This window comes from Streptomyces sp. NPDC018029, assembly GCF_044327655.1.
Classification (GTDB): domain Bacteria; phylum Actinomycetota; class Actinomycetes; order Streptomycetales; family Streptomycetaceae; genus Streptomyces.
This window is the reverse complement of the sequence record NZ_JBIRFV010000001.1, coordinates 974913-988009: the sequence shown is the minus strand read 5'-3', so window position 1 is coordinate 988009 and position 13097 is coordinate 974913. Positions and strand designations below refer to the sequence as shown.

The 13097-nt window shown below is 70.6% G+C and carries 11 protein-coding genes and 1 other RNA gene; 10 read left to right on the top strand and 2 right to left on the bottom strand.

What is annotated here, in order from left to right:
- The first annotated feature begins 378 nt into the window (after positions 1–378).
- From ACH4D5_RS04365 to ACH4D5_RS04350, 4 genes are all read left to right on the top strand, one after another.
- Positions 379–2079 carry a protein kinase gene (locus ACH4D5_RS04365; RefSeq protein WP_398298355.1) on the top strand — a complete coding sequence of 567 codons (1701 nt, stop codon included), beginning with the start codon at positions 379–381 and terminating at the stop codon, positions 2077–2079.
- 120 nt (positions 2080–2199) lie between these two features.
- Positions 2200–3459, top strand: a complete 1260-nt coding sequence (locus tag ACH4D5_RS04360) for a serine/threonine-protein kinase (RefSeq protein WP_398298353.1) — start codon at positions 2200–2202, stop codon at positions 3457–3459.
- Positions 3460–3576: 117 nt separating this feature from the next.
- Positions 3577–4683 (top strand): peptide chain release factor 2, encoded by a 1107-nt coding sequence (prfB, locus tag ACH4D5_RS04355; protein WP_398298351.1) that lies wholly within the window; start codon positions 3577–3579, stop codon positions 4681–4683.
- Positions 4684–4983: 300 nt separating this feature from the next.
- Positions 4984–5667 (top strand): LPXTG cell wall anchor domain-containing protein, encoded by a 684-nt coding sequence (locus ACH4D5_RS04350; RefSeq protein ID WP_398298349.1) that lies wholly within the window; start codon positions 4984–4986, stop codon positions 5665–5667.
- A gap of 139 nt (positions 5668–5806) precedes the next feature.
- On the opposite strand, the gene ACH4D5_RS04345 is transcribed toward ACH4D5_RS04350, so the two are convergent.
- Positions 5807–5998 (bottom strand): hypothetical protein, encoded by a 192-nt coding sequence (locus ACH4D5_RS04345; protein ID WP_362987089.1) that lies wholly within the window; start codon positions 5996–5998, stop codon positions 5807–5809.
- 228 nt (positions 5999–6226) lie between these two features.
- Here ACH4D5_RS04345 and ftsE point away from each other — a divergent pair, with 228 nt between their 5' ends.
- The 6 genes from ftsE (at position 6227) to dacB (ending at position 11876) form a co-directional block, all read left to right on the top strand.
- A complete protein-coding gene (ftsE, locus tag ACH4D5_RS04340) occupies positions 6227–6916 on the top strand; it encodes a cell division ATP-binding protein FtsE (protein ID WP_055569411.1) in 690 nt (229 codons plus the stop codon).
- Between the two features lie 52 nt (positions 6917–6968).
- Positions 6969–7886: a permease-like cell division protein FtsX gene (ftsX, locus tag ACH4D5_RS04335; RefSeq protein ID WP_398298346.1), complete on the top strand. Its 918-nt coding sequence runs from the start codon at positions 6969–6971 to the stop codon at positions 7884–7886.
- Between the two features lie 78 nt (positions 7887–7964).
- Complete coding sequence (locus tag ACH4D5_RS04330; protein ID WP_398298344.1) at positions 7965–9161, top strand: S41 family peptidase; 1197 nt, start codon at positions 7965–7967, stop codon at positions 9159–9161.
- Between the two features lie 18 nt (positions 9162–9179).
- Positions 9180–9701, top strand: coding sequence for an SsrA-binding protein SmpB (gene smpB / locus ACH4D5_RS04325; RefSeq protein ID WP_398298342.1), 522 nt, complete (start codon positions 9180–9182; stop codon positions 9699–9701).
- Positions 9702–9829: 128 nt separating this feature from the next.
- Positions 9830–10199, top strand: a transfer-messenger RNA (tmRNA) gene (ssrA, locus tag ACH4D5_RS04320).
- A gap of 81 nt (positions 10200–10280) precedes the next feature.
- Complete coding sequence (gene dacB / locus ACH4D5_RS04315; protein ID WP_398298340.1) at positions 10281–11876, top strand: D-alanyl-D-alanine carboxypeptidase/D-alanyl-D-alanine-endopeptidase; 1596 nt, start codon at positions 10281–10283, stop codon at positions 11874–11876.
- Here the strand turns inward: dacB and ACH4D5_RS04310 are convergent.
- Positions 11797–13041 carry an MFS transporter gene (locus tag ACH4D5_RS04310; RefSeq protein ID WP_398298338.1) on the bottom strand — a complete coding sequence of 415 codons (1245 nt, stop codon included), beginning with the start codon at positions 13039–13041 and terminating at the stop codon, positions 11797–11799. The genes dacB and ACH4D5_RS04310 overlap by 80 nt on opposite strands.
- Positions 13042–13097 lie beyond the last annotated feature (56 nt).

Genomic DNA, 13097 nt, shown 5'->3' with positions numbered 1-13097 from the left:
GTACTGGAGGCATCCTCGCACCTGCCACTGACAACACGCCCGGCGGCCACCTGTAAGTGATCTTGATTGGTCGGCTCTGCTCGGAAAAGTGCCTGCTTGGACCGTTGCGCATAAGCGCGGAGGTTCCTCGAAGAAGGTCAATCCGGGACCACTCGGCAACCAATGGCCACGGGCGAGCGTCTTTCCACCGAACAACGATCCGGAAAGCCCCGGAAAGAAATGGCCGAGAGGAATCCGACCGGCCGGTGCCCTGTTCGGCGGCACTACAGTGGGTCGGAACACCTTCGTCGGAACATCTTGTCGGAACACCTTCGGACAGCCCCCCGGACAGGACCAGCGTCCGGGCGGGACCAGCCAGACCAGCAGGGAGCGCATGACGTGCGGCCGGTAGGCAGCAAGTACCTGCTCGAGGAGCCGCTCGGGCGCGGCGCCACGGGCACCGTCTGGCGAGCCCGCCAGCGGGAGACCGCGGGCGCCGAGGCGGCCGTTCCCGGCCAGCCCGGCGAGACCGTCGCGATCAAGGTCCTCAAGGAAGAGCTCGCCAACGACGCGGACGTCGTGATGCGCTTCCTCAGGGAGCGGTCCGTCCTGCTCAGGCTCACGCACGAGAACATCGTCCGCACGCGTGACCTGGTCGTCGAGGGCGACCTCCTCGCCCTGGTCATGGACCTCGTGGACGGCCCCGACCTGCACCGCTACCTCCGCGAGAACGGCCCGTTCACGCCGGTCGCGGCGGCCCTGCTGACCGCCCAGATCGCCGACGCGCTCGCCGCGAGCCACGCCGACGGCGTGGTGCACCGCGACCTCAAGCCCGCGAACGTCCTCCTCAAGCAGGACGACGCAGGGATGCACCCGATGCTCACCGACTTCGGCATCGCCCGCCTCGCGGACTCCCCCGGCCTGACCCGCACCCACGAATTCGTCGGCACGCCCGCGTACGTGGCGCCGGAGTCCGCCGAGGGCCGTCCGCAGACCAGCGCCGTGGACATCTACGGCGCGGGCATCCTGCTGTACGAGCTCGTCACCGGCCGCCCGCCGTTCTCCGGCGGCTCCGCCCTCGAAGTCCTGCACCAGCACCTCAGCGCCGAGCCGCGCCGCCCCTCGACCGTCCCCGACCCGCTGTGGACGGTCATCGAGCGCTGCCTCGACAAGAACCCGGACCGCCGCCCCAGCGCCGAGAACCTCGCCCGCGGCCTGCGTGCCGTCGCCGAGGGCGTCGGCGTGCACTCCACCCCGGCGCAGATCGCCGCCGCGGGGGGCGTGGGCGCGCTCCTCATGCCGGACCCGGCGCCGGCCCCCGTTCCGGGGACCCCGGGCGCGGCCGACCCCACCCAGGTCCTGCCGAGCAACGCGGGCTCGTACGACCCGAACGCCGCGACCAGCGTCATGCAGAGCACCGGCGGCCACACCCCCGGCTCCTCGGACGCCGACCCGACGTCCGTGCTGCCGCGCGGCGGCAACGCCGACCCGACCGCGGTCATGCCGCCCGTCCCGCCGAACGGCCCGGGTGCGGACCCGAACGACCCGCACCCCTGGCAGAGCCAGATGGCCGCGGCCCGCGACCGCAACGAACAGACCCAGTACCAGGCCTACCTGGACCCCGAGCAGGACCCGCTGCGCCGTCGCCCCCAGCGCCAGGTCGCCCGGCCCCAGCAGCAGCCGCCGCAGCAGCACCCCCAGCAGTACGCGCCGCAGCAGCCGCGCGGCCAGCGCCAGCAACGACAGCAGCGCCAGCAGCAGTACGCGCCCGCGCCACAGCAGCACCAGCCCCAGCACCAGCCGCAGCAGTACGCGCCCCCGCAGGCGCCGCCGCCCCAGCAGCCCGCCCCGCGTCCCGCGCGGGAGCCGCGCGAACCGCGTCAGCCGAGGCAGCGCAGCGCCAACCCGATGAAGATCCCGGGCCTCGGCTGCCTCAAGGGCTGCCTGTTCACGATCGTCATCCTCTTCGTGGCGAGCTGGCTGGTCTGGGAGTTCAGCCCCCTCCAGGACTGGATCGGCACGACGAAGGGCTACTGGGAACAGCTGACGGATTGGTACAACACGGTCAGCGGCTGGCTCGGCAAGGTCGGCGGCAACTAGGCCGCGTCCAGGCGGTTCTGTGGATTTGTCGACATCTGCAGGGTGAAATCCGCTCCCGGAGTGAAGGTTGGCGGCAAGGCCGCGTAGTTTTGTCGCCAACACGCATCCGTAGGAGCAGTCTTGACGCGCAAGATCGGCAGCCGGTACACCGCCCACCAGATCCTGGGCCGTGGCAGCGCCGGCACGGTGTGGCTCGGCGAGGGACCCGAGGGCCCCGTCGCCATCAAGCTGCTGCGCGAGGACCTGGCGTCCGACCAGGAGCTCGTCGGCCGCTTCGTCCAGGAGCGCACGGCGCTGCTCAGCCTCGACCACGCGCGCGTGGTGGGCGTCCACGACCTCGTCGTCGACGGCAACGACCTCGCCCTGGTCATGGACCTCGTCCGCGGCACGGATCTGCGCACCCGCCTGGAGCGTGAGCGGCGCATGGCCCCCGAGGCCGCCGTCGCCATCGTCGCGGACGTCGCCGACGGCCTCGCCGCCGCGCACGCCGCGGGCATCGTCCACCGCGACGTCAAGCCCGAGAACGTCCTCCTGGACATGCAGGGCCCCCTCGGCCCCGGCGGCGCGCACCCCGCCCTCCTCACGGACTTCGGCGTCGCCAAGCTGATCGACTCCCCGCGCCGGACCCGCGCGACGAAGATCATCGGTACGCCGGACTACCTCGCCCCCGAGATCGTCGAGGGCCTGCCCCCACGCGCGGCCGTCGACATCTACGCCCTCGCCACCGTCCTCTACGAACTCCTCGCCGGCTTCACCCCCTTCGGCGGCGGCCACCCCGGCGCGATCCTGCGCCGCCACGTCACCGAGACGGTGGTCCCCCTCCCCGGCATCCCCGAGGAGCTCTGGCAGCTCCTCGTCCAGTGCCTGGCCAAGGCGCCCGCGTCCCGGCTGCGCGCCTCCGAGCTGGCCACGCGCCTGCGGGAGCTCCTGCCGCTGGTCGCGGGGATGCCGCCGCTGGACGTCGACGAACCGGACACGGAGTCCGACCGGGCCGAGGAGGCGTACGAGAACTCCACCTCCGGCTCCTCCGCCGCCCCCGAGCCCCGCGAGGCCGCGCCCCGGCGGGGCGCCGTCCCCCTCGTCCCCGGCTCGGCCTCCGCCGACTCCAACCGCGACACCCACACGTCCATGCGGGTCCCGGGCCCGGACGAGCTCGCCGGCGGCGCCCGCGGCACGGCCCGCGCCCCCCGCGCGGCGGGTGCGGCCCGCCCAGGCTCCGCCAAACACCGCTCCTCGGCCCGCCGCCGCAGGATCACCCTGGGCGTGGCGGGCGCGGTCCTGGTCGCCGCGGCGGGCATCGGCACCTGGGCGGCCACCCACAGCGACGCCGCCGACACACCCCCCACGGACAGCGGAAACTCGGCCCCTCCGGCCCCGTAGAGGCCCCGGCCCGGATGTCTCCCACCCACCCATCCGCTCACCCGCACCGCACGGTGCCGTAGGGCACAGAGCCCCGCCCCGGACCGGGGCACTTGCCGCAGCCGTTACGCTGGAGTCGTGGCAGTCGTCGATGTTTCCGAAGAGCTCAAGTCCCTCTCCTCGACCATGGAGTCGATCGAGGCCGTCCTGGACCTCGACAGCATGAGGGCCGATATCGCCGTGCTCGAGGAGCAGGCGGCCGCGCCGTCCCTGTGGGACGACCCGGATGCGGCGCAGAAGATCACCAGCAAGCTGAGCCACCTCCAGGCGGAGGTGAGGAAGGCCGAGGCGCTCCGTGGGCGCATCGACGACCTCGGCGTGCTGTTCGAGATGGCCGAGGAGGAGGACGACTCGGACACCCGCGCGGAGGCCGAGACCGAGCTCACGGCCGTCAAGAAGGCGCTGGACGAGCTGGAGGTCAGGACCCTCCTCTCCGGTGAGTACGACGCCCGCGAGGCGCTCGTCACCATCCGCGCCGAGGCCGGCGGCGTCGACGCCTCCGACTTCGCCGAGAAGCTCCAGCGCATGTACCTCCGCTGGGCCGAGCGCCACGGCTACAAGACGGAGCTCTACGAGACGTCGTACGCGGAAGAGGCCGGCATCAAGTCGACCACCTTCGCCGTCAACGTCCCGTACGCCTACGGCACGCTCTCCGTGGAGCAGGGCACCCACCGCCTCGTGCGCATCTCGCCCTTCGACAACCAGGGCCGCCGCCAGACCTCCTTCGCCGGCGTCGAGATCCTCCCGGTGGTCGAGCAGACCGACCACATCGAGATCGACGAGAGCGAGCTGCGCATCGACGTGTACCGCTCCTCGGGCCCCGGCGGCCAGGGCGTCAACACCACCGACTCCGCGGTCCGGCTGACCCACCTGCCGACCGGCATCGTCGTCTCCTGCCAGAACGAGCGCTCGCAGATCCAGAACAAGGCGACCGCGATGAACGTCCTCCAGGCGAAGCTCCTCGAGCGCCGCCGCCAGGAGGAGCAGGCGAAGATGAACGCCCTCAAGGGTGACGGCGGCAACTCCTGGGGCAACCAGATGCGTTCGTACGTCCTGCACCCCTACCAGATGGTGAAGGACCTGCGGACGGAGTTCGAGGTCGGCAACCCCGAGTCCGTTTTCAACGGCGAGATCGACGGTTTCCTGGAAGCCGGAATTCGCTGGCGCAAGCAGCAGGAGAAGTAAAAGCCGCCGGAAACGGCTTTATCGACAAGGCAACTGCTGCCCCAGGGGCGGCAGTTGCCTTTTGCGTCACAGTCAGATGTCCGTACGCCGGGCAACTCCCCTAATTTCGGACATCGCGCCCGCAACGACCTTGACGCTGCTGTGAAAAGTGGAAAGGCTAGCGCGCGGCGTGCGTATTTCTGGGGCGCGTGGGATCCGTGGGGGCTGAAGGCTGATCGTGATGGCCGATGGAACGCCCCCGGCGAACGCAGCCCCGGACGCTGCCTCACTGACGATTCAGCTACTGGGGGTAGCAACCAGATGACGAAGAAGACGCGGATCCGTGTCGCGCGAATAGCTGCCGGCGCGGTGATCGCCGCCGGTGCCTCGCTGACCGCCGCGGGTGCCGCCTCGGCCCTCGACGTCGGTGTCGAGCTCGGCGGTGTGGGCGCCGGTGCCCACGCCGACGAGAGCGGCGTCGGCGTGGATGTGGACCTGGACCCCGCCGACCCGGCCCCGGGCGACCCGGACCCGGGTGACCCCGAGCCCTCCGACCCGCCGGAGCCCACCGAGGAGCCCACGGAGCCGACCGAGGAGCCGACGGACCCGGAGATCCCGACCGAGGAGCCCACGGACCCCGAGATCCCGACCGAGGACCCCACCACCGACCCCACCGACCCGGGTGAGGGGAACGGCAACGGCGGCAACAACGGCCACGGCAACGGCGGCGGTGGCGGCGACAACGGCAACGACGCCGGCCCCGACGGCGGCGGCTCCGTCCCCGTCGAGCAGGGCAAGGGCAAGGACAGCCTGACCGACACCGGCTCCCGGCCCGTCGAGCAGGGCGGCAACAACGCCCAGCCGGCGGCCGACAAGGGCGAGCTCGCCGAGACCGGCGCCGCCGAGACCACGTTCCTGCTGATCGGCGCCGCGACGATGATCGCCGGCGGCATCGGCTTCCGCATCCTGCCGCGCCTCGTCGGCAACCGCGGCGCAGCTGCCTGATCCGTACGAATGAAGAAGGGCCTGGAGCTCCACGGAGCTCCAGGCCCTTCTGTGTCGCCGCCGATGTCAGCTTCGGGACGCCTCGTGACTCTTTGTGTTCACTGTGTGCCTCGTGGGCGCCCCCGCAGGGGCCGGCGCGCTACGCGGTCTGCTGCGCCAGCAGCACGACCGCCGCGATCAACACGACGAGCAGCGCTATCAGTGCCGCGGGATTGAGCCCGGCGAAGGGCCCTTCCTGCTGCAGACGCTCGCGATTGGCCCGGCACACGGGGCAGCGGCCTTCATTCACGGGCGCTGCGCAGTTCGCGCATACCAACCGATCCAGGGTCATGCGCTTCTCCTCCCGCACAGTCTCAGCCTGCCCAACGCTACGGGGAACTCAATCGTTCCCCCTACCACTGTGCCAGCTTCCGCGGATTTCGGCGCGGCCCACCCCTTCGCCACGGTTTCCGCCCCGTACTTCCGTGACAATCCGCGCAACTCAGGACGCCGACTGCGCGCGCGTACCTGCTTCGCGTATGGTCACGCTCACCTACCCCCGGCAACCCGTGGTGCATCCGTGATCCGATTCGACAACGTCTCCAAGGCCTATCCGAAGCAGACCCGCCCAGCGCTCAGGGACGTCTCCCTCGAGATCGAGAAGGGCGAGTTCGTCTTCCTGGTGGGATCCTCCGGCTCCGGAAAGTCCACTTTCCTGCGGCTCGTCCTGCGCGAGGAGCGCACCAGCCACGGCCAGGTGCACGTCCTCGGCAAGGACCTCGCGCGCCTGTCCAACTGGAAGGTGCCGCACATGCGGCGCCAGCTGGGCACCGTGTTCCAGGACTTCCGCCTCCTGCCCAACAAGACCGTCGGTGAGAACGTCGCCTTCGCGCAGGAGGTCATCGGCAAGTCCCGCGGCGAGATCCGCAAGTCCGTGCCCCAGGTCCTCGATCTCGTGGGCCTCGGCGGCAAGGAGGACCGGATGCCGGGCGAGCTCTCCGGCGGTGAGCAGCAACGCGTCGCGATCGCGCGCGCGTTCGTCAACCGGCCCAAGCTCCTCATCGCGGACGAGCCGACCGGCAACCTCGACCCGCAGACGTCCGTCGGCATCATGAAGCTGCTCGACCGGATCAACCGGACCGGCACGACCGTCGTGATGGCCACCCACGACCAGCAGATCGTGGACCAGATGCGCAAGCGGGTCATCGAGCTGGAGAAGGGCCGTCTCGTGCGCGACCAGTCGCGCGGCGTCTACGGCTACCAGCACTGACACCGTCTCGCCCGACCGCTGTCTGTTCCACCTGATCCACTGAAAGGCCGCCATGCGCGCCCAGTTCGTCCTGTCGGAGATCGGCGTCGGTCTCCGCCGGAATCTCACGATGACCTTCGCGGTCATCGTCTCCGTAGCGCTTTCGCTCGCCCTCTTCGGCGGTTCGCTGCTCATGCGTGACCAGGTGAGCACGATGAAGGGCTACTGGTACGACAAGGTCAACGTCTCGATCTTCCTCTGCAACAAGGCCGACGCCGAGCAGGACCCCAAGTGCGCCAAGGGCGCCGTCACGAACGAGCAGAAGGACCTGATCCTCCGCGATCTGAAGAAGATGACCGTCGTGGACAAGGTCACGTACGAGTCGGCGGACGAGGCGTACAAGCACTACAAGGAGCAGTTCGGCGACTCGCCGCTGTCCAGCTCCCTGACGCCGGACCAGATGCAGGAGTCGTACCGCATCAAGCTGAAGGACCCGGAGAAGTACCAGGTGGTCGCGACCGCTTTCTCCGGGCGTGACGGCGTGCAGTCCGTGCAGGACCAGAAGGGCTATCTCGACAACCTCTTCGGGCTGTTGAACGGCATGAACTGGGCGGCCGTGGCGGTGATGGCGCTGATGCTCGTCGTCGCGCTGATGCTGATCGTCAACACCGTGCGCGTCTCGGCGTTCAGCCGCAGACGCGAGACCGGCATCATGCGGCTCGTCGGCGCCTCCAGCTTCTACATCCAGATGCCGTTCATCATGGAGGCCGCCGTCGCCGGCCTCATCGGCGGAGCCGTCGCCTGCGGAATGCTGTTGGTCGGGCGGTACTTCATGATCGACCACGGTCTGGAGCTGTCCGAGAAGATCAACCTGATCAACTTCATCGGCTGGGACGCGGTCCTCGCCAAGCTGCCGCTGGTGCTCGCAATCGGCCTTCTGATGCCCGCGCTTGCCGCGTTCTTCGCGTTGCGCAAGTACCTGAAGGTGTGACAAGAGCCGCCGGTGCGGCAGGGCGTCGTACGGTTCAACCAACCGTACGGCGCCCTTCGTTGTCCTAGACTCACCGGCATGTCAGGCCTCGTCCGGTTCGCCGACCGGTTGTCCCGGCCCCGCCGCATCCGCCGCGGGGCGACCCTGACATTGGTCTTCGCGAGCGTCCTCGTCACGGGCGCCGCCACCGGCTCCTGGAGCGACGCCGCGGACGACGGCCGAAATCCCCCTCCTCCTTCGTTACGTTCGGACGTGCTCGGCTCCTCGGAGCGTTCCGACGACACCGCGGAGGAAGCCGCCGACGCCGCCGCGGAGGCCATGGCCGACGGCAAGTCCGGCAAGAAGGCCGCCGAGGAGGCCGTCAGCCGCAGCGGGGACCGCTGGGGGTCGGTGTACTCGCCGGGGGAGTACCAGGAGTTCGAGAAGGCCCTCGGCGGCGGGTACACGGGCGTCGGCCTGTGGGCCCGGCGCGGGGCCGACGGGCGCATCGAGGTCTCCCGGGTCCAGCGGGGCGGGCCCGCGGACCGGGCCGGGCTCCGCGAGGGCGACCGGCTGCGCACCGTCGACGGCAAGCGCGTCACGGGCCGGCCCGTCACGGAGGTCCTCGCCCTGCTGCGCGGCGACCGCGCGGGCACCCCGGTGACCCTCGGTGTGGAGCGCGGCACGCGCGCGTGGCGCGAGACCGTGCGCAGGGCCCACGTCTCCACGGACCCCGTCACGGTCAGCCGGCTGTCCGGCGGCGCCGTCCTGATCAAGGTCGCGGCGTTCACCAAGGACTCCGGAGAGGCCGTGCGGACCGCCGTGCGGGAGGCGCCCGAGGGCGCGGGGATCGTGCTCGACCTGCGGGGGAACTCCGGAGGCCTCGTGTCGGAGGCGGTCACCGCCGCGTCCGCGCTGGTCGACGGCGGCCTCGTCGCGACGTATGACGTACGAGGTGAGGAGAAGGCGCTCCACGCCGAGCGGGGCGGCGACACGGAAAGGCCCGTGGTCGCGCTCGTCGACGGCGGCACGATGAGCGCGGCCGAGCTCCTCACAGGTGCCCTCCAGGACCGCGGCCGCGCGGTCGTGGTGGGGACGAGGACCTTCGGCAAGGGCGCGGTCCAGATGCCGAGCCGGCTGCCCGACGGCTCCGTCGCCGAGCTGACCGTCGGCCACTACCGCACTCCTTCGGGGCGGGCCGTCGACGGCCGGGGCATCACCCCGGACCTGGAGGCCGACGAGCGGGCCGAAGAGCGGGCCGAGACAGTATTGACTGGCCTCGGACCCCCCTCGTAGTGCGAAAATGGCCGGACTATGGCGAAGGAAAAGGTAAAGCGCAAGGCCGCGAAGGCCGCTGAGAAGGCCCCTGCCCGCAAGATGGTCGCGCAGAACAAGAAGGCGCGGCACGACTACCACATCCTGGACACCTACGAGTGCGGCCTGGTGCTGATGGGCACCGAGGTCAAGTCACTGCGCATGGGCCGGGCCTCCCTGGTGGACGGCTTCGTCCACATCGACCACGGCGAGGCGTGGCTGCACAACATCCACGTCCCGGAGTACGTGCAGGGCACCTGGACCAACCACTCCGCCACGCGGAAGCGCAAGCTCCTGCTGCACCGGGCCGAGATCGACAAGCTGGAGTCCAAGGCGAACGAGACGGGCCACACGATCGTGCCCCTGGCCCTGTACTTCAAGGACAGCCGGGTCAAGGTCGAGATCGCCCTGGCCAAGGGCAAGAAGGAGTACGACAAGCGGCAGACGCTCCGCGAGAAGCAGGACACGCGTGAGACCAACCGCGCGATCTCGGCGGTGCGCCGGCGCCAGGGGATCGGCTAGCCCCAGGGGCCCGGATCAGCGGGCCGCCGGGAATACGCTGGCATCGTCGAGCGTTGGTCACGTACGATGGGCCGTGCCCCGCACAGCAGGGGCGCCGGGCCGAAAGGCCCAGATTGAAAAATCAACATGGGGATGATCGGTTTCGACAGCGGATGTCGAAGCAGGGGAAGCGTGTCGAGGAAGCGGCAATGATCTCGTAAACCATATGTCGCAAAAAATAATCGCCGATACCAAGCGCGATTCCTTCGCCCTCGCTGCCTAAGTAGCGACTTGCGAAGTGTCAGCCCGGGGCTGTTCCCGACCCGGATCCTGGCATCAGCTAGGGAACTAAACTTCTAGGCCCGGTCACGGGACCTAGGAGGAAATCAAACAGTGACTGGGCCCGTCGGCGACTTGTTCGCGTGATCGCCGGGGCCGAGAAAATCGCAGCGAACTGCACACGGAGAAGCCCTGATTCTGCACCGTTGGACGCGGGTTCGATTCCCGCCATCTCCACAATTCCCATGTGAGGCTGAAGCCCTCTGGCCCCCCGGCCAGGGGGCTTCTGTCGTGCCCCGGCGGCTGTCATGCTCCGGGGTCATGAGTAGACCCGTGAGACGCGTCACCATCCGTATGCGCCACTGGATCTGGCCCGCCGTGCTCGCCGTCGCGGCGGCCGGGCTCGCCGTCGGCTCACCGGCCGGGGCGGACTCCGACCGATCGGGGCTCCCCGAGGCCATCGACACTATCCTGGCCGACCCGCGCATGGAGGGCGGTGTGGCCAGTGTCGTCGTCGCCGACTCCGCGTCCGGCGATGTCCTGTACCAGCACCGCTCCAGCGGGCGCCTGATGCCCGCCTCCAACACCAAGCTGCTCACCTCGGCCGCGGCCATGGAACTCCTCGGTCCCGCCCACCGGTTCACCACCGACGTCCGCTCCGCCGCACCGCGGCGCGGCTCCGTGCTCCAAGGCGACCTGTACCTGCGCGGCACAGGTGACCCGACGACGCTCGCCGAGGACTACGACCGGCTCGCCGCGAAGATCGCCGACTCGGGGATCCGGCGGGTGTCGGGACGGCTGGTCGCCGACGACACCCGCTTCGACAGCAAGCGCATCGGCGACGGGTGGAGCGGCGACGACGAGTCCGCGTACTACGCCGCGCAGATCAGCGCCCTGAGCGTCGCGCCCGACACGGACTACGACACCGGGACGGTCATCGTCGAGGTGGTGCCCGGGGCACGGGCCGGGGATAAGCCGCGCGTCGGCGTGACGCCGAAGACCGACTACGTAGACATCGATCTGCGCGCGACCACCGTCGCGGAGGGCGGCGCCGACACCGTCGCGGTGGAGCGGCAGCACGGCAAGAACACCATCACCGTCAGCGGCACCGTCCCGGTCGGCGGGGACACCACCAAGGAGTGGGTCACCGTCTGGGAGCCCACCGGGTACGCGGCCGCCGTCTTCCGCGACGCGCTCGCCGCGCACGGCGTGCGGGTGAGCGGACCGACCCGGACCGGGATCGCCACGCCGAGGGGCGCCCGGCAGCTCGCCTCGCACGACTCCATGCCGCTCAAGGACCTCATGGTCCCCTTCATGAAGCTCTCCAACAACATGCACGCGGAGAGCCTCACCAAGGCCATGGGCCACAAGGCGACCGGCCGGCCCGGGAGTTGGGGCGACGGCATCGCGGCGATCAACGGCTATCTGAAGACCGCCGGTGTCGACCCGGGCAAGCTGCGCCAGGTCGACGGCTCCGGTCTCTCGCGCAAGGACAACGCCGCCGCGGAGCAGTACATCAAGCTGCTGCGTTCGGTGAAGGCCGAACCGTGGTTCGCCGACTGGCACGCGTCCCTTCCGGTGGCCTGCGGCCCCGGCAAGTCCGTCGGCGGCACCCTGCGCTCGCGGATGTGCGGCACTCCGGCGGCCCTCAACGTCCACGCCAAGACGGGAACGCTGACGGCAGCGTCCGCCCTCTCCGGCTACGTCAAGGACAAGGACGGACGCGAGCTGGTCTTCAGCGTCATCCTCAACAACCACCTGGCCTCCTCGGTGAAGCCCGTCGAGGACGCGATCATGGTGACGCTCGCCTCCTCGACCGAGGACAGGGCCGTCCTGGTCAAGCCGCGCTCGACGCGTGCGGCCGAGCGGGACGGCGACGAGCTGGAGTGCTCGTGGCGCAAGCCTGTGCGCTGCTGAGGAGCAGGGCGCAGCAGGCGGCGGCGACCGGCACTCCGTAGCCCGCCGCGGCGCCCAGGTGCTCCACCGCCCAGCCGCCGCCCGCGGCGCCACAGGCGATGCCCCCGAGGAGGCCGGTCACGGCGAGGGTCATGCCCTCGTTCAACCGGCCCTCGGGGGTGCGGCGCTGGACGAGCGTCATGGCGGTGACCATCGCGGGCGCCGTCGCCATCCCGGCGACGAGCAGCGCTCCGGAGAGGGCGATCAGCGAGCCGGTGGCCACCACCGCGAGCAGGGGCAGCGTCATCAGGGCCGCCATCGCGGCGGCGCACAGCAGGTGGCGGCGGCCCAGCGAGCCGCGCGGTTTCACGGCTCCGTAGACGAGGCCCGCCGCGCAGGACCCCGCGGCCTGGAGGGCGAGGACCACTCCCGCGGCGGCCTTGTGGCCCTGCGTGTCCGCGTAGGCGATCGTGACGACTTCGAGGGAGCCGAAGACGGCACCGGTGGCGAGGAAGCCGGTCAGCAGAGCGGGCATCCCGCGCGCGCGGAGCAGCGATGTCGTCCTGGCGGATGAGTCCGTACGTCCCTGCGGCGGGGGTTCTGTCGCCCGCTGGGCGGCGAAGACGATGACGCCGGTCAGCAGCAGGACCACGCCGATGAGGGTGCCCGCCTGGGGGAAGAGCGCGCCGCACAGGAAGGCCGCGAGGACCGGGCCGAGCATGAAGCAGAGCTCGTCGGCTGCCTGCTCGAAGGAGTTGGCGGTGTGCACGGCCTGCGCGTCGCCCTTGAGGAGGTGCGCCCAGCGGGCCCGGGACATGCCGCCCGTGTTGGGCGTGGTCGCCGTGGCGGCGTACGACGCGAAGAGGGTCCAGTCGGGCGCTCCGTAGCGTACGCACAGCAGCAGCGAGAGCGAGCCGAGCGCGGCGACGACGGTGGCGGGCACGGCGACGCGCGCCTGGCCGTGGCGGTCGACCAGCCGCGCCGTCCAGGGCGCCACGACGGCGGTCGCTGCGAGGCCGGTCGCGGTGACGGCGCCGGCCAAGGCGTACGAACCGCGGGCTCCGGAGATCATGATGACGGCGCTCACGCTGAACATGCCCATGGGGAGGCGGGCGATGAGGTTGCCGATGGTGAAGGCGGTGGCGCCGGGTATCGCGAAGAGACGGGCGTAGGGGTTGTGGGGCATGCGGTCACCCTCGCCGGGGGTGCCGGGTGGGGTCCAACACCTGTGGGGTGCCGATT